General features: G+C 47.3%; 24 protein-coding genes. 16 read left to right on the top strand and 8 right to left on the bottom strand.

The features are described 5' to 3' along the window. Window position 1 precedes the first annotated feature (1 nt). From KD909_RS14285 to KD909_RS14275, 3 genes are all read left to right on the top strand, one after another. Window positions 2-676, top strand: a complete 675-nt coding sequence (locus KD909_RS14285; protein ID WP_211781956.1) for a Crp/Fnr family transcriptional regulator — start codon at window positions 2-4, stop codon at window positions 674-676. An 11-nt stretch (window positions 677-687) separates the two neighbouring features. Continuing rightward, on the top strand, window positions 688-1,161 hold the full coding sequence (locus KD909_RS14280) for a DMT family transporter (RefSeq protein ID WP_211781955.1): 474 nt from the start codon (window positions 688-690) through the stop codon (window positions 1,159-1,161). Between the two features lie 90 nt (window positions 1,162-1,251). Then, complete coding sequence (locus KD909_RS14275) at window positions 1,252-2,580, top strand: hemolysin family protein (protein WP_211781954.1); 1,329 nt, start codon at window positions 1,252-1,254, stop codon at window positions 2,578-2,580. A 10-nt stretch (window positions 2,581-2,590) separates the two neighbouring features. Here KD909_RS14275 and KD909_RS14270 read toward each other — a convergent pair whose 3' ends face one another. Then, complete coding sequence (locus KD909_RS14270) at window positions 2,591-3,775, bottom strand: M20 metallopeptidase family protein (RefSeq protein WP_211781953.1); 1,185 nt, start codon at window positions 3,773-3,775, stop codon at window positions 2,591-2,593. A 14-nt stretch (window positions 3,776-3,789) separates the two neighbouring features. Continuing rightward, window positions 3,790-4,218, bottom strand: a complete 429-nt coding sequence (locus KD909_RS14265) for an NUDIX hydrolase (protein WP_211781952.1) — start codon at window positions 4,216-4,218, stop codon at window positions 3,790-3,792. A 138-nt stretch (window positions 4,219-4,356) separates the two neighbouring features. Here KD909_RS14265 and KD909_RS14260 point away from each other — a divergent pair, with 138 nt between their 5' ends. Both KD909_RS14260 and htpX read left to right on the top strand, forming a co-directional pair. After that, window positions 4,357-4,905, top strand: a complete 549-nt coding sequence (locus KD909_RS14260; RefSeq protein ID WP_015880351.1) for a LemA family protein — start codon at window positions 4,357-4,359, stop codon at window positions 4,903-4,905. A gap of 18 nt (window positions 4,906-4,923) precedes the next feature. Next, complete coding sequence (gene htpX, locus KD909_RS14255; protein WP_211781951.1) at window positions 4,924-5,808, top strand: zinc metalloprotease HtpX; 885 nt, start codon at window positions 4,924-4,926, stop codon at window positions 5,806-5,808. A 285-nt stretch (window positions 5,809-6,093) separates the two neighbouring features. On the opposite strand, the gene nagE is transcribed toward htpX, so the two are convergent. Genes nagE through KD909_RS14240 form a run of 3 tightly spaced genes read right to left on the bottom strand, consistent with a single transcriptional unit; the run spans window position 6,094 to window position 8,938 of the window. After that, window positions 6,094-7,584, bottom strand: a complete 1,491-nt coding sequence (gene nagE, locus KD909_RS14250) for an N-acetylglucosamine-specific PTS transporter subunit IIBC (RefSeq protein ID WP_015880354.1) — start codon at window positions 7,582-7,584, stop codon at window positions 6,094-6,096. Next, window positions 7,581-8,429 carry a PRD domain-containing protein gene (locus KD909_RS14245; RefSeq protein ID WP_305826681.1) on the bottom strand — a complete coding sequence of 283 codons (849 nt, stop codon included), beginning with the start codon at window positions 8,427-8,429 and terminating at the stop codon, window positions 7,581-7,583. Before KD909_RS14245 ends, nagE begins: the two co-directional genes overlap by 4 nt. Window positions 8,430-8,449: 20 nt before the next feature. Beyond that, the gene (locus tag KD909_RS14240) at window positions 8,450-8,938 is read right to left on the bottom strand and encodes a PTS sugar transporter subunit IIA (RefSeq protein ID WP_211781950.1); all 489 of its coding nucleotides are present in this window, start codon (window positions 8,936-8,938) and stop codon (window positions 8,450-8,452) included. Window positions 8,939-9,396: 458 nt separating this feature from the next. On the opposite strand from KD909_RS14240, the gene KD909_RS14235 reads away from it, so the two are divergent. Continuing rightward, window positions 9,397-11,313: an endonuclease MutS2 gene (locus tag KD909_RS14235; protein ID WP_211781949.1), complete on the top strand. Its 1,917-nt coding sequence runs from the start codon at window positions 9,397-9,399 to the stop codon at window positions 11,311-11,313. Window positions 11,314-11,367: 54 nt separating this feature from the next. On the opposite strand, the gene KD909_RS14230 is transcribed toward KD909_RS14235, so the two are convergent. Beyond that, the gene (locus tag KD909_RS14230) at window positions 11,368-11,931 is read right to left on the bottom strand and encodes a hypothetical protein (RefSeq protein WP_211781948.1); all 564 of its coding nucleotides are present in this window, start codon (window positions 11,929-11,931) and stop codon (window positions 11,368-11,370) included. A gap of 143 nt (window positions 11,932-12,074) precedes the next feature. On the opposite strand from KD909_RS14230, the gene KD909_RS14225 reads away from it, so the two are divergent. The 6 genes from KD909_RS14225 (at window position 12,075) to KD909_RS14200 (ending at window position 19,201) form a co-directional block, all read left to right on the top strand. Next, entirely contained in the window at window positions 12,075-12,725 is a 651-nt protein-coding gene (locus KD909_RS14225) for a response regulator transcription factor (RefSeq protein WP_211781947.1), read from the top strand. Continuing rightward, window positions 12,722-13,990: a sensor histidine kinase gene (locus KD909_RS14220; RefSeq protein ID WP_211781946.1), complete on the top strand. Its 1,269-nt coding sequence runs from the start codon at window positions 12,722-12,724 to the stop codon at window positions 13,988-13,990. The genes KD909_RS14225 and KD909_RS14220 overlap by 4 nt, the downstream gene beginning before the upstream one ends. After that, the gene (locus tag KD909_RS14215) at window positions 13,981-14,724 is read left to right on the top strand and encodes an AAA family ATPase (protein WP_211782903.1); all 744 of its coding nucleotides are present in this window, start codon (window positions 13,981-13,983) and stop codon (window positions 14,722-14,724) included. The genes KD909_RS14220 and KD909_RS14215 overlap by 10 nt, the downstream gene beginning before the upstream one ends. Before the next feature lie 210 nt (window positions 14,725-14,934). Then, on the top strand, window positions 14,935-15,786 hold the full coding sequence (gene licT / locus KD909_RS14210; RefSeq protein ID WP_211781945.1) for a BglG family transcription antiterminator LicT: 852 nt from the start codon (window positions 14,935-14,937) through the stop codon (window positions 15,784-15,786). A 102-nt stretch (window positions 15,787-15,888) separates the two neighbouring features. Next, complete coding sequence (locus KD909_RS14205; protein ID WP_211781944.1) at window positions 15,889-17,739, top strand: beta-glucoside-specific PTS transporter subunit IIABC; 1,851 nt, start codon at window positions 15,889-15,891, stop codon at window positions 17,737-17,739. Window positions 17,740-17,755: 16 nt separating this feature from the next. Next, window positions 17,756-19,201 (top strand): glycoside hydrolase family 1 protein, encoded by a 1,446-nt coding sequence (locus KD909_RS14200; RefSeq protein WP_211781943.1) that lies wholly within the window; start codon window positions 17,756-17,758, stop codon window positions 19,199-19,201. A 113-nt stretch (window positions 19,202-19,314) separates the two neighbouring features. Here KD909_RS14200 and KD909_RS14195 read toward each other — a convergent pair whose 3' ends face one another. Then, the gene (locus KD909_RS14195) at window positions 19,315-19,752 is read right to left on the bottom strand and encodes a hypothetical protein (RefSeq protein ID WP_211781942.1); all 438 of its coding nucleotides are present in this window, start codon (window positions 19,750-19,752) and stop codon (window positions 19,315-19,317) included. 186 nt (window positions 19,753-19,938) lie between these two features. Further along, window positions 19,939-21,726: a mannose-6-phosphate isomerase, class I gene (gene manA, locus KD909_RS14190; protein WP_211781941.1), complete on the bottom strand. Its 1,788-nt coding sequence runs from the start codon at window positions 21,724-21,726 to the stop codon at window positions 19,939-19,941. 134 nt (window positions 21,727-21,860) lie between these two features. Here manA and KD909_RS14185 point away from each other — a divergent pair, with 134 nt between their 5' ends. Genes KD909_RS14185 through KD909_RS14170 form a run of 4 tightly spaced genes read left to right on the top strand, consistent with a single transcriptional unit; the run spans window position 21,861 to window position 25,300 of the window. Beyond that, complete coding sequence (locus KD909_RS14185) at window positions 21,861-22,157, top strand: PTS sugar transporter subunit IIB (RefSeq protein WP_015880368.1); 297 nt, start codon at window positions 21,861-21,863, stop codon at window positions 22,155-22,157. Between the two features lie 5 nt (window positions 22,158-22,162). After that, entirely contained in the window at window positions 22,163-22,507 is a 345-nt protein-coding gene (locus KD909_RS14180; protein WP_041917964.1) for a PTS sugar transporter subunit IIA, read from the top strand. A gap of 23 nt (window positions 22,508-22,530) precedes the next feature. After that, window positions 22,531-23,838, top strand: a complete 1,308-nt coding sequence (celB, locus tag KD909_RS14175; RefSeq protein ID WP_041918122.1) for a PTS cellobiose transporter subunit IIC — start codon at window positions 22,531-22,533, stop codon at window positions 23,836-23,838. Window positions 23,839-23,875: 37 nt separating this feature from the next. Beyond that, complete coding sequence (locus KD909_RS14170; RefSeq protein ID WP_371744391.1) at window positions 23,876-25,300, top strand: glycoside hydrolase family 1 protein; 1,425 nt, start codon at window positions 23,876-23,878, stop codon at window positions 25,298-25,300. Window positions 25,301-25,308: the final 8 nt, after the last annotated feature.

Raw genomic sequence — 25,308 nt, 5'->3', positions numbered from 1 at the left:
CATGATGGATATTATGGATGCACTGACACGATTGCAGTGGAATCATCTATTTTCGAATGAAACGCTTGAGTCCTCATCCGTGGTGACGTATGCGTCCGGGACCATGTTATGTTCGAACGATCAACACATCGAATCTTTATTTGTCGTCCTTGAAGGGCGTGTCAAAATTTATACGCTCAGTGAAGAAGGGAAATTGCGATTGTTGCGTCTGAAGGCTGCTCCAACATTGATTGGAGATATCGAGTATGCGAGCGGACGCAATGTATTGCATACGGTTGAAGCGGTCGGTCCCGTGACGTGTCTGCGCATCCCTTTCGAGGCGCTTCGACGATATAATCGCACGGTCGAATTCACGGAGCATCTGTTACGAGGCGTGTCCGAAAAATTATTCATCGAGGCAAACGCCTCGTCGAATCATCTCATGTCGACTCTAGAAGAGCGCTTGGCCGGTTACTTGATTTCACTCAGTGAATCAGGGAATGAACTGTTTCAAGCGGAGATGAGTCAACTGAAGCGTAAAGAAGTCGCAGAGTGGCTAGGGACGAGTTATCGTCACTTGAACCGAACGTTGCAGGCATTCGTGGATGAAGGATTGGTCAAACGAACGAGAAAAGAAGTTATCATTTTAAATAGTGAACGATTGAAAGAACGTGCGAACGGCATGTTTTATGAGTAAGGAGGGGTTATATGATTTTTGGTATCATCTGTTCGGCAGTGGCTGGGGCATTTATTAGCGTACAGGCGGCGGTCAACGCGAAAATGAATACAAATTTAGGGGCATGGGCCACCACGGTATTGGTCTTTATCGTTGGTTTGGTTGGATCCATCATCCCGTTAGTATTATTTGGAGGAAATCTTGCTGGATTACGTGACTTATCGCCAATCTATTGGCTTGGTGGTTTGCTTGGGGTCGGGGTCGTGTACTGTGTCATGCGCAGCATCCAAATTCTTGGACCCACGTTGTCCGTGTCACTCATTCTCGTGTCACAACTCATTTGGGCATTAGTGGTCGATTTGTACGGCGCCTTCGGGATGCCTCAAATCACATTATCGGCTGGACAAATTGTAGGGCTCACCATCCTTCTTGTCGGGGTCATTCTCTTTAAACAGTCTCAGACGGCAGCCATCGCCAAACAAGCTGTCAACGAAGCCACTTCTTGAGGAGTGGCTATTTTTCTGAGCAAAACGGGTACAGGTTGGTAACGATTTTTTGATAAGATGAAACAGTATGGTTAAAAATTAGCTGAGGTGATGAAAAAAGTGGATTCTTCCATAGTGATTGATTTGTTGATTGTTTTGTTTTTGATTGTGTTGAACGGGATTTTTGCGATGACAGAAATTGCGCTCATCTCATCGAAACCTGCGAAACTTGAGGTTGAAGCAAATCGAGGGAAACGAAGTGCCAAGATTGCACTTCATTATTCGAAAGACCCGACAGATTTGTTGTCGACCGTTCAAGTCGGAATCACATTGATTGGGATTATTAACGGGGCCTACGGGGGCGCACGCTTCTCGGCACCGCTTGCATCGGCGTTTGAACAAGCCGGGATGAGTACGCAATATGCCGGAACCGTTGCTTATGTGGCCGTCGTTACAATCATCACGTATCTATCCTTGATTATCGGTGAATTAGTCCCGAAACGGATCGCGCTCGTCTCGCCTGAGAAAGTCACGATGGCGATTATTCCTTCGCTCGATCTATTCAGCAAGGTGATGAAACCGTTCATTTGGATTTTATCGAAGTCGACACTCTTCTTATTCAAATTGTTAGGGTTGAAGGCGGAACAGACGAGTGGGGAGACCGAACTCGAGATCAAACAACTCTTGTTTGAAGGCGCTCAGCAAGGACAGTTTGCTCATGAAGAAGTTCGGCAAGTCGAACGGGTCTTTGCATTTCATGATCAATTGATTTATGAGCTCATGCAACCGCGGACGACGCTCGAATGGGTCGACTTAGAAGATGACATGGACGATATGAAGAAATCGATTTATGAAAGTAAACATAACAAGTTACCGGTCGGGCGCGACTCGCTTGACGACTTTGTCGGATACATCGACGTACGTGACATCTTGACGTTACCGACACTGCGTGAGCCGTCACAGATTTTGAAACGCATCAAGCAACCGCTCATCGTTCCAAAACAGCGAGAGGCGAGCCAAGTGCTTCAAATGATGCAGAAAAATGGTGTCGAAATCGCCTTTGTTTTAGATGAATACGGCGGATTCCTTGGCATGGTCACCTTATTCGATATTTTGGAAGAAATCGTCGGAGAGGTCATGATCGAAGAGGAAACACCGGAAGTGTTTCGTCGAGAAGATGGCTCTTATTTGGCAGACGGGTTACTCGGAATCGAGGATTTGAAGCGAACCTTCGAGATTCGGGATGACCGATTCGATGAAGGGCGCAACTCCTATCATACGCTCGCAGGACTCGTCATTTACGCACTCGGTGATTTTCCGAAACGAGGCGATGTGGTCGAAGCCTATGGTCTTCGCTTTGAAGTCGTAGATATGGACGGAAAGCGTGTCGACCAAGTACTTGTATCGGAATTACCATCAACGGAAATCGAAGAAGAGTGATACCGCGGCATCACTCTTCTTTTTTTTGTGTGTTCCACGTCTCGAACGCCGCCTGCATGAGGATACGGGCGGTATGGAGCATCGCCCGTTCATCGACATCGAACCGAGGATGATGGTGTGGGAAGACGGCGCCAACTTCTGGATTACCGGCGCCCGTGAAGAAGAAACTGCCCGGGACGTGTTGTAGATAGTAGGCAAAATCTTCACCGACCATGAGCGGTGACATCTCGATGACGCCATCCGTACCGACGACGCGGGCCGCGCTGCGCCGGACGTGTTCAGTCTCTGCCGCGTGATTGATGACAGCCGGATAGCCACGAATGTACTCGAGATCATAATGTGCCTCGCTCGCCGAACAGATGTGGTCGATGGTCCGCTCCATCTCGGCGATGATGCGCGTTTGCGTTTCTTGGGTGAACGTCCGTACCGTCCCGGACAGTTTCGCCTCGTCGGCGATGACGTTGAACGCTTGGCCGGCCATAAACGTCCCGACTGTCAAGACAGCCGGTTCGAGCGGATCGATGCGACGACTGACGACTTGCTGCAATTGGCTGACGACGTTTGCGCCGACTATGACGGCATCCACCGTATGTTGCGGGATGGCCCCATGACCACCTTTTCCTTTGATTGTCAGTTCGAAACGGTCTGCTGCCGCCATGATTGATCCAGTCTTCACACCGATTGTGCCGTATGGGAGTGGCGTCCAAATGTGAGAACCGTAAATGTAGTCCACCCCGTCGAGGCAGCCATCTTCAATCATCGGTTTGGCCCCTCCCGGCGCTAGCTCTTCGGCGAACTGGTGGATGAGGACGACATCGCCCGGGAGACTGATTTCAGTCAGCGCTTTCGCCAAAACGAGCAACGTCGCCGTATGGGCATCGTGACCACAGGCGTGCATCGAGCCGTTCACTTTCGAACGGTACGGGACGTCTTTTAAGTCTTGAATCGGCAACGCATCGAAGTCGGCCCGAAATGCGATGGTCGGCCCATCACCGCCATGAATTCGTCCGACTACACCGTTTCCGCCGACGTGTTCGCGCACCTCGAGCCCGAGTTCACGTAAATAGTCCGCAATCGTCCGTGGGGTCTCTCGCTCTTCGAAGGAGAGTTCAGGATGTTGGTGGAAGTGGCGTCTGAGCGTCACCATTTCTTCGTATAATTCCGTCAATCTTAAATCGAGGTCAGTCACAAGCATAGCAAACACTCCTGTCAGTGGATTGGTTTTGGTTGAAGCAAGGACCATACGTCATGTGAATCCAAATCATCGAGAATCGGTTGAGGTAACAGCTGTCGGGCTTCATTAGCCTTCACCCATCTTGCATCACTATGCTCTTCGGACAATGTGACGATTGTTGCGATGGGGTGAGCCAAGTACGTCATAAGGACGACTTGGCGGTTTGGATCGGTTAAAAATGTCGTAGCGTACAGTAGGTGTTGAACCGTGACACGTAGGTCGGTTTCTTCAAACACTTCTCGTTCTAGGGCCCGTTCGAGCGTTTCGCCGAAATCGAGCTTACCACCGACGAGCTCCCACGTTCCAGGGTGGACCTCGTCATCTGTTGCTCGTTTGATGACGAGCATCTGGTCGTTTTGCACAATCACCGCTTTCACGGCGACAACGATGGTTGGAATAGACATCGAAACACTCCTTTTGTATGAAATCATGAGACAACTCACAGTAAATATGAATCATTGACTATATTTTTCTAAGTTACGCTTATGTTATACGACGAGAGGGAATTAATACAGGAGAAAATGAAGAAATGAGGTGCCAACATGGGGTGGATTATTGCGATTGTAGCGGTTGTCGTGCTCGTACTCATCTATTTTTCGATGTACAACGGGCTCGTCAAATATCGAAATTGGGTCGATGAGGCGTGGGCTCAAATCGATGTACAGTTGAAACGGCGGTATGATCTGATTCCGAACTTGGTCGAGACGGTGAAGGGCTACGCGAAACACGAGCAGGAAACGCTTGCGAAGGTCGTCGAGCTGAGAAACCAGCTCGGAGAAAAGTCGAATCGTCAGGACCAAATGGCAGTGAACGATCAATTGAGTGGAGCACTGAAAAATCTTTTCGCGCTTCGTGAGGCGTACCCGGACTTGAAAGCGAACGAGAACTTTAAGATGTTGCAGGAAGAATTGACACAGACGGAAAATAAGGTCGCGTATTCGCGTCAACTCTATAACAATACGGTCATGAAATATAACACGAAAATCGAATCGGTCCCGACGAACATCATCGCCTCCGTCCATCATTTTGAAAAGCGCGATATGCTCGAGGCACGTGCCGAAGAGCGCGAGAACGTTCGCGTCTCATTTTGATGAATCGAGGTGGCGCGTATGCTCCTCTATGAACAGATTCGAAAGAATAAAGTGAAGACGGTCTTCATCGTCACGGGGTTTGTGTTATTCGTTCTTCTCGTCGGAGCGGCCATTTCCTACGTCAACTATGGAGACGCGATTCCGGGGTTGATCTTCACACCGATTTTCTCGTTGTTTTACGTGGGAATCGTCATCATGTCGAGTACGAACATCGTCATGAAGATGAATCGGGCGCAAGAGGTGACTTCAGTGGAAGAGCACCGCTTTTTATGGCATACGGTCGAGAACATGGCGATGGTCGCACGAGTGCCGATGCCGCGTATCTTTATCATCAACGACCCCTCGCCGAACGCCTTTGCGACGGGATTGAAACCGGAAAAGGCGGCCGTCGCCGTCACGACGGGACTGTTAGATCGATTATCGCGAGAAGAAGTAGAAGGGGTAATCGCGCATGAGGTCGCGCATATTAAGAATTATGATGTGCGGCTCTCGACGGTCACGCTCGCACTTGTCTCGGTGATTGCCATCATGAGCGATATCGGGTCGCGCATGCTGTTCTTTAGAAGTATCGGTGGAAGACGCGATCAAAACCAGAATCCCATCTTTTTGATCATCGGACTCGTCTTGTTGGTGTTGGCACCGCTCATCGCAATGCTCATCAATATGGCGATTTCACGGAATCGTGAGTTTTTGGCAGATGCGAGTGGGGCGGAACTGACCCGCAACCCGGATGCTCTCGCCTCAGCGCTTGAGAAGATTGCGAACGTCGAGACACCGGTCGAGCAAGCGTCGAGTGCCTCGGCACCACTTTACTTCTCCGATCCACTCAAGAAAAAAGTGAGTGGTCTATTCTCAACACATCCCGATCCGGTTGAACGCATTTCCCGACTTCGTCAAATGTAGTCAGAGCCTGTTCGGTTGCGGCAGGCTCTTTATGTTACACTGAACTGGGAAAATAAGGGGGGGGATGAGTTGAATAAAAAGATATACATAGGTTTAGGCGGCGCTTTACTAGTCGCATTATTTTTATTTGGGCTAGGGCCATATATTGTACATACAGTACTTAAGGTTTTCATGTGGCTCACACAGTACATCTTACCGTGGATCTTCCTCTACTATTTCATTCAATTTTATAAACAATATACAGCCAAACAAGAAAAGCCACCTGAATGAGGTGGCTTTCGACGTTTATCCGGCGCGGTGGCTACGGATTTTTTCAATCTCATCGAGGACGAACTGAACGTTTGTGCCGACAATGACTTGAATATGGTTTGGACTGACGACTTTGATTCCCGGAATACCGGCTTTTTTGATTTGATCTTGGTTGACCGTATCCATGTCTTTGACATCGACGCGTAGGCGTGTGATGCACGACTCGATGCCTGTGACGTTGCTGTCACCGCCAAGACCGTCATAAATCATATGTGCCATTGCTGAGTATTCGCTACCTGAAGCTGATGCGACCGGAGCGACTTTCGCTTCACCGTCTGCCGTCTCACTTGCAACCGCATCGACGACTTCATCTGGTTCACGGCCTGGCGTCGCCAAGTTGAGCTTCACAATCATGAAGCGGAAGATTACGTAGTAGATGACTGCGAACACAAGACCTTGAACGATGAGCATGTACGGTTGGTTCGCAAGTGGCAAGCGTGAGCTCAAGATAAAGTCGACCAAGCCTGCGCTGAATCCAAAGCCAGCTGTCCATTGGAACGTTGCTGCAACGAAGAGTGAAATTCCTGTAAGGACTGCGTGTACAAGGTAAAGAACAGGAGCGAGGAACATGAATGAGAACTCGAGCGGTTCTGTTACACCTGTGAAGAATGAAGCGAATGCCGCTGCGAGAAGAAGTGAAGCGGCTTGTTTCTTCCGTTTCGTTTTCGCTGTATGGTACATCGCGAGTGCTGCGGCTGGAAGACCGAACATCATGATTGGGAAGTAACCTGCTTGGTACATCCCTGTCACACCTTTTTCCCCTTGACCTGACCAGAAGTTTCCGATGTCGTTGATTCCTGCGACGTCGAACCAGAATACAGAGTTGAGGGCGTGGTGAAGACCAGTTGGAATCAAGAGACGGTTAAAGAATCCGTAGAGTCCGGCACCGAATGCGCCGAGTTTTGAAATCGATTCTCCGAATCCGACGAGACCTGTATAGACGACCGGCCAGATGAAGTAAAGCGCGACCGATACGAGAATCATTGAGAAGGCTGTCATGATTGGTACGAGACGCTTCCCACTAAAGAAGGCGAGAGCATCTGGCAGTTTGACTTGACTGAAGCGGTTGTACATGGAAGCGGCGACGAGACCAGATAGAATCCCGACAAATGCGTTCCCGATCTTCCCGAATGCCGGGTTGACGGCTTCTACGTCGATGCCTTGGAACAACGCAACCGTTCCTGCAGAGAGAAGTGTTGTGACTGTCAAGAAGGCAACGAGACCACTGAGTGCTGCTGAACCGTCACGGTTCTTAGCCATTCCGAGCGCGACCCCGACTGCGAAAAGAATTGGAATGTTATCGATAATAGCGGCCCCTGCTTTAATTAAGAATGCAGCGGCAATGTTTTCAGATCCCCAGCCGACTGGGTCAATCCAATAACCAATCCCCATGAGAATGGCAGCAGCCGGTAGTACGGCGACCGGTAACATGAGGGAACGTCCGAGACGTTGGAAAAAGTTCATCATTTTTGATTTCCTCCTTTTTGATGGTGTTGATCTTGTAGACGTTGAATGTGAAGCGTAATATAACCAAGTTCTGACTCGGGCAAGACGACGCCATAGGTCTCTTCCATTTCTTTCGCGACATCAGATGCACACGCATAGGCAGACGTGAATTTCGTCTGAATCATGCGGAGCATGTCTTCATCAATCGTGTGATGATCGTAATGGTTGACCCGATCCATGACGAACCGTAAATGAGTTAATAATCGTTGGTAGGATAAGTCATCTTCTTCAATGGATACATCGAGTCGTCGTGAAATCGATTGAATCATGTCGCGGACAATCGTTGTCTGTTTGACCGTCTTGCGTAAATCACCTCCTTTCACTTTCATCGTATGGATATGAAGCGCGATGAACGCAGCTTCGTCTTTCGGCATTTGGACGTTGAGCTTTTCAGCGATATGTTCAATCGCCCATAGTCCAATCTCATATTCATTCCGATAGAGGATTTTAATCTCGTTCAACAGTTTGTTGCGTAACGAGATGCCATCCATTTCCCGCTCGATGGCGAACGAGATGTGGTCGGTCAAGACGATGTGGATATGTTCGTTGAACGATGTCTCGAGACGTTTTTCCGCATACGAGATAATATCCTCGGAAACGGTAAAGTGTTCGACGGGAATCCGGCTCAACAACTGTTGGAACTTGTCATTCTCTGGCATGATGAACAACTTTTCGATTTTATGTGGATTGACGATGTCGTTCTTCGCTTTTTTAAACGCGACGCCAGGGCCAATCGCAATCTTTTCTTCACCCTCGTCTGAGACGATGACCGCATTGTTGTTTAGAATCTTTTTGATTTTAATCATGTGTCCTCCTTATTCCGGAGTCACGCTTCCACTCGGGCAACAACTGTCTTGCCCGGAACAGCTTCCTTCGTGAACGTGAAGGCATAATGATGGGCGAGTGCGCTACCATTCGTCACGACCATTGGCGTGACCGTGTCCTTACCCGCCTGATGAATTTGCGCCAAGTCTGCTGTGAGTAATAGCTGTCCCGTCTTGACGTGGTCGCCCACATCTACTTGAAGATCAAACGGTCGACCTTCGAGTTCAACAGTATCGAGTCCGACGTGTATCAAAATCTCAGCCCCATCCTCGGTTCGAATGCCGATGGCGTGCTTTGTCGGAGCGATTTGTACAATCTCCCCATCAGCCGGTGAGACGACAGCGCCGTCTGTTGGTGTGATGGCAATGCCATCGCCCATCATTTTTTCACTGAAGACCGGGTCCGCTACTTGTTCGAGTGGAATGACGTCTCCTTCCATTGGTGAGTGCAGTGTCGGTTTGTGTCGATTCATTAACTTATTCCATAGCATATCAATTACATCCTTTCTTGAAACAAAACGCCGAAAAACAAAACAGGCATGGAGTATAGACGGGTGGCATGCACCGTACGTCTTACCCCATGCCTGATCGAATCAGTCACATGTGATCGTTATTCGTTTCTTCACGTTCAACATAACATGTGTCGGTTTGAGACACAAGTCTTTTTTTGAAAGCGTTCTCTAAAGTTTTACAAGGGGATGAATCTGTTGTATAGTAGGGACGAATCTAAGTAAGAAAGGTGTTGCATGTTGATGAGTGAGGTTGTATCTGCCTAACGAACTGAAAAATGTCGGATGACACGTCTTTTTGTCATGCCGTCATGTTCCGTTACAGATACCGCCCATCAAAAACTGCCAGACACCGGTCTGTCTTTTTGCGTTGGTCGTCATCGACCGACGCTTTTTTGTTTGCGCGGTATCTCGATTCTACGATTTGAGGAGAGAGACACATGAACGAACAAACATTTGAAAAATTACAATACAACGAATTGATGACGAAAGTAGAGCGCTTCTGCATCAGCGGATTCGGAAGACGACTTCTTCGACAACAGCGCCCGACGAGCCACATGGCGACGGTAAAAAAGCGTCTGCAGGAAACATCTGAAGCCCGCGCGATTCTAGATGCGACGTCACACGTGCCGTTCATCGGCGTGTCTGACATGGAGACCATTATCGGGAAGTTGCAACGAGGCATCCAACTCGAGGCAACAGAACTTGAAGCGGTCGCTGAGTTTTTACGGGGAGCCCGCAAGTTGAAGCGATTCATGCTCGAGCATGAATTCTTTGCACCGCTTCTTTCGGCTTATGCTGCCGGTATGGGCGAATGGCGAACGTTAGAAGAAGACATCACACAAGCGATTCGAGCTGGACAGGTCGTCGATGAAGCATCGAAAGAGTTGAAGCGGATTCGTAAGCAAGTCGACATTTTAGAAGGACGAATCGAGGAACGATTGACCAAGTTCTTAAAGAGCGCCGCCAATCGCGAGATGATTCAAGACGGATTCGTCACGAAAAAACAGGACCGCTTCACCATTCCAATCAAAGCTTCTTATAAGCATAAAGTGGCAGGGACGATTGTGGATACATCGAATCGAGGGACGACGGTCTTTATCGAACCGGAAGCGATTGCGAAGTTAAATGCTGAACTCGTCGTCAAGCGTACGGAAGAAGCGGTAGAGGTGTATCAAGTACTAGCGACGTTGACGGGAGCGGTGACGGAAGTTCTTCCTGACATCGAATCGACGCTCGATGTCATCGCCCAGTATGATATGGTCTTCGCCAAAGGGAAGTACAGTCAGTCGATCGATGGCGTGACACCACACGTCAATGCGATTGGTCACATCCGGTTGAAACGAGTACGCCATCCACTCTTAGAAAGCGCTGTGCCACTCGATTTTGCCATCGGTACAGACTATCGCGGCTTGATCATCACCGGACCGAATGCCGGCGGGAAGACGGTCGTCTTGAAAACGATTGGACTCCTTAGTCTGATGACGATGACAGGACTGCATATCCCGGCTCACACCGATACAGTCATTTCGACATTTGATGAGGTGTTCGTCGATATCGGAGATAATCAAGACTTGGAATCGGCACTCAGTACGTTCTCTGCACACATGTACAACGTAGCGAGTATCATGCAGACCGCTGGAAAACGGTCGCTCTTGTTATTCGATGAAATCGGAAGCGGGACGGAACCGAACGAAGGAGCCGCTCTTGCGATTGCCATCTTAGAAGCGGCATATAAGCGGGGCGCGATCGTTGTGGCGTCGACGCATTACGGAGAAATCAAATCGTATTCTGAAGCACACCCGGATTTCATGAACGCTGCGATGCAGTTTGACCCGGAAACGCTCGAACCAAAATACAGACTGCTCATGGGACAGTCTGGCGACAGCAACGCCCTCTTTATCGCCCGTAAGATGAAGTTACCGGAATCGATTCTGAAACAGGAATCCCGTTACATGAACGAGAAAACGTATGATATGACGAAAGTCGATGCTTCTAAAATTGTGCGAGAAGTGGAAATAGTACCACTTGAAGAGGCAGAGCACTTTGAAAAAGGTGACCGTGTCCGCTTGTTAGAGACGAATCAAGTCGGTCTTGTCTATTCGTTTGATGCATCGCGTCGACATGTCCGCGTGTTCGTAGAGGCGGAATATGTAGAGTTGCCGAGCCGCCGCGTTCGTCTTGAGGCACGCACGACAGAGCTCTATCCGGCTGACTATGATTTAGATACGTTGTTCACGACGTATCAGGAACGTAAGGAGGCTCACGACTTTGCCCGGGGATCGAAAAAAGCGTTACGACGAGTGGAGAAAGAGATTCGGGCAAGAAAGAAACAAGAGCAATCTAACCGGAAATGAGATGTCTAAGTCCATTTAGAAAGGGCAGCCACCGCGAGTGACTGCCCTTTTGACTTATAAGCTGTTGCTTTGATTTTCTACGTTGCTGTCGCTCTCTGTTGAAGCATCGTCATCTGAAGAAGCATCATCATGGTGTGGACCGTGTCCATGACGACCACCTTCATGTCCACCCCGCATACCACGAATATCTTCCAAGTCATCGTAACTTGTCACATCGGCAAACCGTTCTTCGTGATCCGCAAGAATTTGATCGGCTTCTTCTTGCGTCAAGTTCCCTTCTTCCACAGCGGTTGCGAGTTTTTCTTCATGCGACGTCATGATGGCGTCGATGAACGCTTCAATTGAAATGCCTTTTTCTTCTGCGAGTTCAGGGAGAGATTGCCCGTTTTCGCGAGCCGCATCCACTTCTTCTTCCGTTAAACCGAGCGCTTCGATGAGAGCGGCATGACCTGCTTCCCGGTCACCGAACATACCAGGACCTCGTTCACCACGTTCGCATTGTGTGGATTCCGTCGTTGTCGATTCATCAGTCGTCGTGTCATTCGTCGCAGCATATACGCCTGTGCCTGAGACGGCCAATAGACCTGCTAAGGCGATTGCTAGTTTTGTTGATTTCATGTGTATCTCCTCCCTTGTTAATTCAAGTGTAGGACTGAAGGCGTTAGAAGTTGTGAGGGAGTTGCAAGATTTCTGCAAATTGTCTTTGGGAAACGGTGGGACGTTCGATGGGTACGATATAATGGAAGTGGAGGCGATATGAGATGAACGTACTCGTTGTGGAAGATGAACTAAAACTGGCGGACGGCATGTCCCGCTTTTTAACATATGCCGGATTTGAGGTGACCGTGGCGATGACCTTGAGTGAGGCGAAGCAACAGTTACATCAACGGTTTGATGCGGTCTTATTGGATGTCCGTCTCCCTGACGGAGAAGGCTGGACCTTGATTCCGACATTGAAAGCGCAACATCCTACACCCGCCGTCATCTTGACGACGGCCCGAGGTGAGGCGGATGACCGCGTGTTCGGATTGGAACTCGGCGCAGACGATTATTTAGTCAAACCCATCGTTTTAAAAGAGTTGGAGATTCGATTGAAGCGTCTCGTGAAACAGACGGATATGATTCAGTTCGGGGCGCTCACCATCGACGTCAAATCGAGAATGGTACAAGAGAACGGACATCCGCTTCGACTGACGAATAAAGAGTATGAATTGCTATTGTATCTTTGGAAACATGTCGGGGAGGCGTTAGACCGGAACCGTTTGCTCGACGACGTATGGGACTACGCATTCGTCGGAGATACACGAACGGTCGACACCCATATTAAACAACTGCGGGACAAATCGCCGACCTTAAAAGAACAATTGAAGACGGTGCACCGGGTCGGTTATCGATTAGAGGGACTGTCATGAATCGATTAATGAAGAAGTTACTTTGGACGGCTATTCTACCACTTGTCGTGATGGCACTTTTAACATTCGGACTCACGTCATTATTGATCGGACGCTTCGCAGAAGAGGAGACGTACGCACAATTGGAGCGCGAGGCGGCGATTGTGTATGAAGCCATTCAAGAGGGTCGTGGAATCCCGGGGCAACTTGACGTGCTTGTATTTCAAAATGGGCAGCGGATCGAGTTCGAACGAGGCGGACGGATGCATCGCATGATGCCGATCAGCCTCGACCCGAATGACTTAGCGATTCAGGACGAAGTGAGCGTGAATGGGACTCGTTTCTTGACGTATCTACAAGAAGAAGGGGACATTCAAATCGTGACGTATAGCCCCGTTCCGTTCTCGAATCCACAATTCCAGCAAATCTACCTCATCTTAGCGGGTGGGTTTATTCTGGCCCTACTTGTCGCCATCGCTGTCACGTATTGGATGAGTCGTCGGCTCACGCAACCGCTCGTCGAGTTGAAACAAGCGACCGCATCCATTATGGAGGGGCGACACGATATTAGCTTGCCGAGCGTGACGAACGATGAGATTGGGGATTTGACCGTCACCATCGGACAAATGAACACATCACTTCAAGAAAAAGAGGCGCTTCAAAAATCATTTATCTCTGGAGTCACACACGATGTGCGTACACCGCTCGCTATCGTTCGAAATGAGGCGGAACTATTAGAGCTCGGTGTCGTCCATGAAACAGAGATGGCCACGACCGGAAAAAGTATTACCGAGGAAGTGGACCGGATTGACCGACTCGTCAATCAGATGCTTGAATACTCGAAGTTGTCCGCTGGTTCGATTCCGCTTGAGATGGAACTAATTCAACTGGATGAATTGATTCGTCGATTGACGCCACGCATGTCCGAGTGGTTCCGACAAAAAGACGTGACACTCGATCTCCGACTCGAAACGGTGTCGATCCAAGCTGATCGATTGGCGATGGAACGAGTGCTCTCGAATTTCATCAGAAATGCGTATGAGGCGAGCCCTGTTGGGGGAAGCATCACCATCACTCTAACCTCGAATCGATTAGAAGTGACAGACGAAGGGAACGGGATTGATCCTTCCATTCAGCATGCGATATGGGATATGTATGTGAAAGGAGATCGCTCCAACGGCCATGGTTTAGGTCTCGCTATCACGAAATTACTTCTTGACGCACAAGGACTTTCTTATGGCGTCGATTCAGATAAGGGGGCGACGTTTTGGATCGGATGGACATGACTTTATTTTTACGAGGGGTACGGTTAGAGAGGGAGCGAATCCATTCAACGGGTTATCCGTACTCGTTACCAATCTTTCAGACACTCGATGAACTGACGTTTCATCATCCTGTCACGTTTCTTGTTGGAGAGAACGGGAGTGGGAAATCGACGTTGATTGAAGGAACGGCTGTGGCGGCCGGATTCAATCCGGAAGGTGGAGCGCCGTCCTTCCAATTCGAAACAGAGTCGACACATAGTTCCTTGTATGAAGCTTTACGTCCGATTCGAGGACCATATCGACCGAAGGATGGCTTTTTCTTACGCGCCGAGACGGCATACCAGCTGTCGAGTTATGTGGATGAGATGGCGAAATTAGGACGAGATCCTGAGCGGTTTTATGAATCATACGGCGGACGTTCTCTTCATGAGCAGTCGCATGGGGAAGCATTTCTCTCCCTCATGTTGCACCGATTTCGTGGAGATGGTCTCTACATTTTGGATGAGCCGGAGGCCGCATTGTCGCCGATGCGCCAACTGACGATGCTCGCACGCATGCATGAACTTGTCCAGTCCGGGAGTCAATTTATCATCGCGAGTCATTCACCCATCTTGATGTCGTATCCGGGTGCGATGATTTTACAAGTGGAAACGGGACTCTCCCCGACGTCGTTTGACGACCTCGAACATGTGAGGGTGATGCGTGACTATTTACAGGCACCGGAACGGATGCAACGAATCTTGTTCGAAGAGTAAAACGGTCACAATGTAAGCGTTTTAATTTTATGTTGACGTCAAGATTTCTAGGGAGTATGCTTATATCGAAAAGAAGAAAATCCACTTTGGGATTGTTACTGGTGATGCAGGCAAAACCTAAATTGATGCCATGATTCCATATTGGACTCTGGTGTGAATTTAGGTTTTTTTCTTTTCAGTTCAGTTGAATGAGAGCGAGGTGAGGAGACCATGCATATTTCAAAAGTGTTCAACAACAATGTCGTAGCAATCGATGCGAACGGTCAAGAGCAGGTTGTGATGGGACGTGGGATTGCGTTTCAAAAGCGACCTGGCGATCAGATTGACCAGACACGAATCGAAAAAATCTTTACGCTCGAGAGTAAAGAAAGCTATGAGCGTTTCGTTCACTTTTTAAATGAAATGCCGACAGATGAGATGGAAACGGTGAAGCATATTGTCAGGTTGGCTGAACAACGATTAGATCAACCCATCCATGATTCGTTATATGTGACGCTAGCAGACCACCTTCATTTTGCACTCAGTCGGTATCAGGATGGAATCCAAATTCGAAATCCTCTCGTTTGGGAAGTGAAACGATTTTATGCTCCGGAGTTCGCTATCGGAAAAGAAGCGGTTAAACTGATCAATGAGCGGCACGAGGTCAAACTTGATGAAGACGAGGCAGTTGCGATCGCCTTACATCTCGTCAATGCGACGATGTCTGGTGTCAAAGGTGAAAACCTGCATCTTGTCACCGAGATGACGAGAGCTACGCAAGCGATTCTGACGATCATTACGTACCATTTTCAAATCGAATTGGACGAAGAGTCATACGCGTATGCACGCTTTTTGACACATTTAAAATATTTTGTGCAGCGCCTTGCATCTGGAGAGAAGGTCAAGTCAACGGGTGACGAAACCTTGTTCCTGATGGTGAAGCAGCGATACCCGGAAGCGTTTGAGTGTGTCGAAAAAATCGCCGGGTTGATTGCGACGAAATATCATTACGACGTATCGATGGACGAACGGCTGTATATGATGATTCATATCGAAAACTTAATGAAAGAACGTCGATCCTAAGGATGGTTACTGATGATGCAGGCCAAACCTAAATGACTACACAAGTGGATGTGTGGTGATTTAGGTTTTTCTTTTTACCTAAAATGATGAGGAGTGAACAAGATGGATCAATATAAGCAACTGGCAGAAACGATTGTGCAACATGTCGGTGGCAAGGAAAACGTTAAAAGTGTCTTTCACTGTGCAACGCGGTTACGCTTCAAACTTAAAGATGAATCAAAAGCGAGTGCAACAACATTAAAACAACAAGATGGCATCATCACGGTCGTTCAAAGTGGTGGACAATTTCAAGTCGTCATTGGAAATAATGTGCCGTACGTCTACAAAGAGGTTGTTGACGTTGGTGGTTTTCAGTCATCTTCAACCGAGGATGAAGAAAAATCAGGTGTATTCAATCGATTAATCGATGTGATTGCCGGAATCTTTACGCCGATTCTCGGACCGATGGCAGGTAGTGGTCTGTTAAAAGGGTTGCTCGCCATCCTTGTCGCGTTTGGATTATTGACAGAAAACATGGGCACATATGTCGTCTTAAATGCTGCGGCGGATGCACTATTTTATTTCCTACCTGTGATCTTAGGACATTCGGCGGCTAAGAAGTTTGGTGGAAACCCGTATATTGGGATGATCATCGGTGGGGCGCTTGTCTATCCATCGATTGTGGCCATTCAAGGAGCAGGTGAGTCTCTAACGTTCCTTAACGTACCGGTCGTCTTAATGAGTTATGCGTCTTCAGTAATCCCGATTATCTTGGCGACATATGTGTCTTCAAAAGTAGAAACATTCTTCAACCGTCATACACATGAGGCCGTCCGAAACTTCACGACGCCGATGATGGCATTGTTACTCGTTGTCCCGCTAACGTTTTTAGCAATCGGACCAGTCGCGACGTATGCGAGTCAAGGGTTGGCGAACGGATACTCATTCTTATATGAACTAAGTCCAACCATCGCGATCGCATTCATCGGTGCATTCTGGCAAGTGCTCGTTATGTTCGGTCTTCACTGGGGACTTGTGCCAATCATCATCAATAACTTATCAGTCGTTGGTATGGATACGATTGTTGTCGGTGTATTGATGGCCACGTTTGGTCAGGTCGGTGCTGTTTTAGCAATCACGTTAAAGGCGAAAAGTCCAAAAGTGAAAGGTTTGGGAACTTCCTCTACCATTGCGGGTGTCTTCGGAATCACAGAACCGGCGATGTATGGATTAACGTTACCTCGTAAGAAGCCATTCGTTTTCGGGATGATCGGTGGAGCCGCAGGTGGTGTCATTGGTGGTCTGTTCGGTACGGCGGCTTATGCGATGGGAGGACTCGGAATCTTTAGTATCCCTGTCATGATTCCGGCAACAGGTGTCGATTTAGCCTTTTACGGCGCATTTATTGGAATGGCGGTAGCAACAGTGGTCGCCCTCGTGTTGACAATGGTCTTCCACAAAGAAGAAGCGACGGTCGAGTCGCAGGCACAAGAGGTCGCCCAGTCTGTATCTGAGCAGGTAGGCTTTCCGGTCTCAGCTCCATTAAAAGGCGAGGTCGTGTCGCTTGAAACGGTTCGTGATGAAGTATTTTCGAGTGGGGCGATGGGGAAAGGGATTGCCATCATGCCTTCAGAAGGAGCAGTGTATGCTCCATTTGACGGTGAAATCGTCACGGTTTACCCATCAAAACATGCAATTGGTCTTCGATCTGATACAGGTGTGGAAGTATTGATTCACATTGGGTTAGATACGGTCAAACTAAATGGACAGTATTTTGAAACGGTCGTTACGGATGGGCAGAAAGTGGCAGAAGGCGAATTGCTCGTCCGATTTGATATAGAGGCCATCGCTCGTGAAGGATATGACACCATCACGCCAATCATTGTGACAAATACCGATCATTATTTAGACGTATTGCCAACTTACACAGGAACGGTAGAAGCGAATCATGGCGTATTGCGAGTCATTGTATAACAAAGGAGGAGACAATATGAAACAAGTATCAAGTGATTTTCTATGGGGCGGGGCCACTGCGGCCAATCAACTAGAGGGCGGTTATCAGGAGGGCGGTAAAGGACTTTCGATTGCAGACGTGATGCCAGGTGGGAAACAGCGAATGAAAATCATTCATGACCCAGCGTTTGATTTTGAGTTACATGATGAATATTCATATCCGAATCATGAAGGAATTGACTTCTATCATCGTTACAAAGAAGATATCGCCTTTTTTAAGGAAATGGGATTCAAGACGTTCCGTATGTCGATTGCCTGGTCACGAATTTTCCCGAACGGCGATGAAGTGGAACCGAATGAGGAGGGACTCCAATTCTATGATCGTGTCATCGATGAGTTGGTCGCCCAAGGCATTGAACCACTCGTGACGATTTCTCATTATGAGATGCCCTTACATCTTGCGAAGCATTATGGAGGGTGGCGAGACCGTCGCTTAGTCACCTATTTCGAACGATACAGCCGCGTCTTGTTCGAACGTTATAAAGGGAAGGTCAAATATTGGTTGACGTTCAATGAAATCAACGGAGCGCAGTTCATGCCGATGCTCAGTCTCGGAATCGCAGTTCGAGAAGAAGAGAACACATTACAACTTACGTATCAAGGACTTCATCACCAACTGGTCGCAAGTGCACTCGCGACGAAAGCGGCCCGCGAGATTGACCCATCGATGCAAATCGGATGTATGCTCATTGCAGCTCCGGTTTATCCATACAGCTCAAACCCGGACGATGTTTGGTATGCCCACGATGCTGAGCGGATGATGAACTTCTTCTGTGGAGATGTGCATGTACGTGGCAAATATCCGAGCTTTGCGAAACGCTTCTTCCGAGACAATGGCATTGAACTTGAAATGGAAGATGGCGACCTTAAAATTCTAAAAGAAAATACAGTTGATTTCTTTTCGCTCAGTTATTATATGTCGCGCACTGAAAAGGCTGAAAAAGACCAGGATGAAGCGGAAGGTAATATCATGAGTGGGGTCAAAAATCCATACTTACAAGCGAGCGACTGGGGATGGGAGATTGACCCGACCGGACTTCGTGTCATCTTAAACAAATTATATGAGCGTTATGAGCTTCCATTATTCATCGTTGAGAATGGATTAGGTGCATATGATCAAGTCGAGTCGGACGGAACGATTCATGATCACTATCGGATTGATTACTTACGTGATCATTTGAAAGGGATGATAGACGCAATCGAAGATGGTGTCGAAGTGATGGGGTACACGAGTTGGGGCTGTATCGATTTAGTGAGTGCTTCGACAGGCGAGTACAGCAAACGGTATGGTTTCATTTATGTGGATCGACATGACGACGGTACCGGTACGTTAGAACGAAAACGGAAAGAATCATTCTTCTGGTATCAAGAGGTGATTCGTTCGCAAGGTGCGAGCTTATATGAAGAGGAATCAGTCAAATGAAAAAAGCGGCCGTGGCCGCTTTTTTCATGCTTTCGTGATTTTTCGCAATAAGATGATCGCGAGACTAATGCCCCCGGCAATCAACATATACAAGACAATCTCCAGCCATGTGCTCATTCGTCGTCTCCATCCGCAAAGATTGCGAGCTCACCTTGCGGCATCGCAACCAACAGATAGGCGTCTCCACCAAGTGGTCTCGCGTCCCCTGCTTGCCAGCACTCAAAGTGTTCTTGATATCCATTGATGAAGAGAAGAGATCCGGATTCAAATTCTAGTTCGAGATGGGGGTGTTCGTCACCGAGGCGTACGTGATGGATGCGCTCTCTTCTTAAGCGCATGAGCTGTTCGAGTTGTTCACCTTCATCAAACGTACTTTGCGTCGCATGGACATGCCACGGTCCCTCGATAGAGATCCAAGATTCCAGTCCTTGACGACTGAAATAGAGAAGATGATGGTTCGGGCCAGAACCGAAATCGATTCCGACAAAAGAAGAGGCGGTAAAGAGGTGATGCAAAATAGATGTCGCTTGTTCGTGCTCTGTGGTAGACACACCGTCACCTCGCTTTAAAGAGTTGTTACCATTATCATTTCACGTTACCACGCTAAAGTAAACGAATCTAACTCAATCTAGAAAAGAAACTGTAGATGATTCGCAAAATATAATGTTGATTTATTTCACATTTCTGTATACAAAAAAACGGACATTCACGATGAACGTCCGTTTTTTCAAACCTCATTATGTTTCGACAAAGGCAGCGCCGATCACACCCGCATCTCCTGACAATTGAGTGAGGCAGAGACGCGTTTTTCCACTAGCATGTGGATACATTTTATTCGAGACTGCTTGTTGTAATTCGTTCCAAAATAATGAGGCCGACATCATGACACCGCCCCCTAATACAATCACATCAGGATCGACGGTATGAATGATATTAGCTAGTCCGCTAGCCAGTTCCTCGACGAAGTGATGGCGGTACTCATCATCTAATAATAGCGAAGGAACGTTTGTATATCCCTTTTCGCTTGCACGATTCATGAGTGCCGTACCACTAGCCAGTGATTCGAGAGAGCCTCGATTCAGTACAGGGTGAACTGGTCCGTTCGAACGGATAATCATATTTCCGATTTCACCGGCACTGCCGTTCGCCCCTCGAATGATTTGATGTTTATAGACATAACCACCACCGATTCCAGTGCTGACTGTTACATAAAAAACAGCATCGAATCCTTTCCCTGCCCCAAATTTAGCTTCTGCGAGAGCTGCTGCATTCGCATCGTTTTCAAGGGTGACAGAAAAGCCGAGGCGCTGTGTTAAAGGCTCAACGATTTTTTGATTGTGCCAATTCGGGAGGTTTGGAGGCGTTAAAAACATCCCTTGTTTCAAATCGAGTGGACCGGGTGCCACAAGCCCGACATGCTGGATATCGAATTCAACATTGAATTGATGAATCGCAGTCTCGATAGATTGCAGTGTTTCTTGGAAAGGAAGTTGAGGCTGCGTGTTAAACGTGAGTTGTTTCAGTACTTCACCTTTGAGTGAAACAGCCGCAATCCGAGTGTTCGTCCCTCCTAAATCAATCCCGATTCGGACAGCTTGTTTTTCATCGGAAGGAACACCAGTCACTAGACAAATCGCTTCTCCCTCAATCAAGAACGACTCATTGGCCGGGAGAAGGAGTGTACCTCCCGTAGGTACTTCCATCTCATCAATGATGAATGTTCCTTGCACGACAGATAGTAACCGGAACGTGTCGGTCGAAATCTTTTCTTTCGCTGTAACATGCCATTTTTCCACGAAGAAGAATGGATTCTTCGTCAAACGTGTTCGAAAGTGATCGAGTTTACGGATTGGTTCACTATAGCCAAGGTGAGGGACGAAAGAAGCGAGAATGCCCTTTTCTACGTGAAGTTCACGTGGACGACCGGTCGTCACATCTAGTCGCTCGTAATCGTATAGACGATAGGTTGTGTCCGAACTTTGTTGAATTTCCAGTACGCATACCCCTTTTGTCAATGCATGGACCGTTCCAGCTGGGACATAGAAAAAATCACCGGCATGAATCGATTTTCGTATCAAGCCGTGTTCCAAATCGCCTGTTTCAAGCGCTTTGTTGAAGTCTTCTGAGGTGGCATAGGAGTGACCGTAAATGAGTGTCGCATTTGCTGGAGCATCGAGAATATACCAACATTCATTTTTTCCATATGATTCGTTTTCGAGTTGTTCCGCTAACGAATCATCAGGATGAACTTGAATAGACAAATCATCGTTCGCATCAATCCATTTAATCAGTAGCGGAAACACGTCCGCTTTAATTTGAAACAACTCTGGATATTGTTGATAGAGTTCACGCAAAGAAAGACCAACGTAGGGTCCGGAAGCAACGGCTGAACTACCTTTTTCTAATGCAGAAGCCGTCCAAGCTTCACCAATCGAAAGGTCATTGAAATCGAAACCAAATTGCTTCAGACGCTCCCCTCCCCAAAGTCGCTGTTGATAGTGTGGTTTTAAAAGAATAGCGCTCATATCCTGTCCTCCTGTTAATTTGATATACACTTATGAATTTAAAAACTAAACAAAGTTTAAATCAAGTATAGACATGAAATAAATCATGTGTATAATAAAAAATGTAACCGATTTCAAATAAGGAGTGAGGACACATGAAAAAAATCTTATTAGCGTGTAGTTCAGGGATGTCGACGAGTTTACTCGTAACGAAGATGAAAGATCATGCCACATCAATCGGGGATGAGGCGAAGATTTGGGCAGTCGGTCAAGATCAGGTCGTAACCGAGATGGACGAGGCAGATGTGATTTTGATTGGTCCACAAATGCGTTTCTTGTTGGATAAATTGAAAGCGCAAACATCAACACCGATTGAAGTGATCGATATGATGGCATACGGCACGGCGAATGGAAAAGCTGCATACGAACAAGCGATGAAATTAATGGGGTGAACAACGTGGAACAGGTAGACGAGTTAACCTTGGAGCAAATGGCATTCATGATGATTTTGCACAGTGGCAATGCGAGAAGTACGATTCAGGAAGCGATTCAACTGTATAAAACGAGTTCTTATGAAACGTTCGAAGAAAAGATTGATGAGGCACGTGGACAATTAAAAGAAGCACATCAAACACACTTTTCACAAATCCAAAGAGAAGCGAATGGAGAAAAAACAGACGTCTCTTTATTGCTTCTTCATGCAGAGGACCATTTAATGTCTACGCAAACGATGCTTGATTTGACAGCGGGTTTGGTCGAAATGGTCGAACAAAAGATTGTAAATCCTAATCAAGAAGGGTGAATCATATGTCACAGGACAATAAGATGTTCAACATGATCAGTAAACTGCTCATGCCGATGGCGACCTATTTAAACAACAGTCGCTATTTACAAGTATTGCGAGATGCATTCATGCTCGCTTTCCCGATTACCATGTTTGGGTCAATCATCGTCGTCATTGCAAACCTGCCGTTCCTCGACCGTTTCATGTCCGAGAGTACACTCAGTGTATTTAAAACATCACTCGGAAATGCACCATCTGCAACGATGGGGATTATGTCTATCTTTGTCGTCTTCGGTATCGGGTATTATCTATCGAAAAGTTATCAAGTCGAGGCTGTCTTCGGAGGAGCGATCTCGCTCGTGTCTTTCCTTCTCTTAACGCCTTTCTTGATTGAAGTGGACGGTATGTCAGAGGCAGTCGGGAATGTCCTTCCGTTGGATCGCCTTGGAGCGAAAGGGATGTTCCTTGCGATGATTACCGGATTCCTGTCCGGTGAGATTTATCGATTTGTCGTTCAAAAGAACTGGACGATTAAGATGCCGGATGGAGTACCGCCAGCTGTTGCGAAATCATTCTCAGCACTTGTTCCTGCATTATTAACCTTGACTGTATTTTTAACATTCAACATCATCGTGACGAACTTATTCAATACGAATCTTCATGACGTCATTTTCAACGTCGTTCAGCAACCGCTTGTGACATTAGGGAATGGTCTCATTCCAACGTTGATCGCAATCTTCTTCGTTCAGCTATTTTGGTTCTTCGGACTCCACGGTCAGGTCATCGTCAACTCGGTGATGGACCCGATTTGGAACACATTATCTGTGGAAAACTTGACGGCTTATACCTCGACTGGAGATGTTCCGAACATTATCAGTAAACAGTTCATTGAAATTTACACGGTAGGGCTTGGTGGTTCCGGATCTACACTTGCTGTCGTCGTGGCCATCTTGTTGTTCTTGAAATCGAAACAGTTGAAACAAATCGGGAAACTATCCCTCGGACCTGGACTATTCAACGTAAACGAGCCGGTCATCTTCGGACTTCCAATCGTTATGAACCCGCTCATCATGATTCCTTGGATTGTCGCACCGCTCGTGACGGTAACGGTCACATACTTCGCGATGTCGACAGGCTTAGTCCCACCACCAACGGGTGTCGCTGTTCCATGGACTGTCCCAATGTTCTTGAGTGGTATCATGGCGACGAACTCGCTTGCCGGAGGTCTTCTTCAAATCGTGAACTTCTTCATTATTTTGGCGATTTGGTTCCCGTTCTTGAAATTTATCGACCGAATGAACTTGAAAAAAGAGTTAGAAGAATCAACAGATAAACAAGAAGCAGTGTAAACAAATAGAGAAAATAGAAATAAGGGAGAGATAAAAGATGACGAACCCGACACAAACACGAATGAAAGAGCAAAAGACCTATCAATTTCCGACAGACTTTTGGTGGGGAACGGCTTCTTCTGCTACACAGATGGAAGGTGCTGCTTTTGAAGGTGGAAAAGGATTGAACATCTGGGATTACTGGTACATGCAAGAGCCGAATCGCTTTTTCAATGGCGTAAGCGCAACAGAGGCCTCAAACTTCTATCATTTGTATGAAGAAGATATCGCATTGATGAAAGAACTCGGGCATAACACGTTCCGTTTCTCCATTTCATGGTCACGTCTTTTTCCACAAGGTGTCGGGGAAGTAAATGAAGAGGCAATCACATTTTACAACAATGTCATCAATTGCTTAATCGATCATGGTATCGAACCGTTCATCAATCTGTATCACTTCGATATGCCGATGGCGCTTCAAGAACAAGGTGGTTGGGAATCACGGGAAGTCGTGGAGGCATATGTCACTTTTGCGAAGACATGCTTTGAGTTGTTTGGTGACCGCGTCGAGAAGTGGTTCACGCATAATGAACCGATTGTACCGGTAGAGGGTGGATATTTATATGATTTTCATTATCCAAACGTTGTTGATTTCAAGCGAGCTGTCCAAGTAGCGTACCACTCGATCTTATCGAGTGCGAAGGCAATCGAAGCGTATCGTGACATGGGACAATCTGGGCAAATCGGAATCATCTTAAATCTGACACCCTCATATCCGAGAAGTCAGCACCCAGCTGATTTGAGCGCAGCGAGCATTGCTGATGCGATGTTCAATCGCTCGTTCCTCGATCCATCTGTTTTAGGCACGTTCCCTCAAGAATTAGTAGAAGTGCTGAAGTCTGAAGATGCGATGCCACAGATGGAAACAGGCGATCTTGAACTCATTCGAGAACATACAGTCGACCTGCTTGGCATCAACTATTACCAGCCGCGTCGCGTGAAAGCAAAAGCATCACTGCCGAATCCGGACGCACCATTCTTACCGGAAAACTTATTTGATTTTTATGAGATGCCTGGACGTAAAATGAATCCATATCGTGGATGGGAAATTTACGAAAAAGGAATCTATGATATATTAATCAATCTAAAAGAAAACTATGGTAATATTCCATGCTTCATTTCAGAGAATGGAATGGGTGTCGAGGGTGAAGAGCGTTATCGTGACGAGAACGGAAGTGTCCAAGACGATTATCGAATTGATTTCATTCGCGAACATCTGAAATGGATGCATCAAGCGATTGAAGAGGGTTCGAACGTAAAAGGCTATCATCTTTGGACGTTCATGGACAATTGGTCATGGAGCAATGCTTATAAAAATCGCTATGGATTTGTAGGTATTGACTTAGATACGCAACAGCGTACTGTAAAAAAATCAGGGCACTGGTTTAAACAGTTGATTGACGCTAATGGTTTTACAGAATAATGAAGTAA

It is taken from the genome of Exiguobacterium sp. PFWT01, assembly GCF_018255795.1.
In the GTDB taxonomy this organism is placed as follows: domain Bacteria; phylum Bacillota; class Bacilli; order Exiguobacteriales; family Exiguobacteriaceae; genus Exiguobacterium.
Note: the sequence above shows the minus strand (reverse complement) of the source record. Positions and strands in the feature narration are given on the sequence as shown.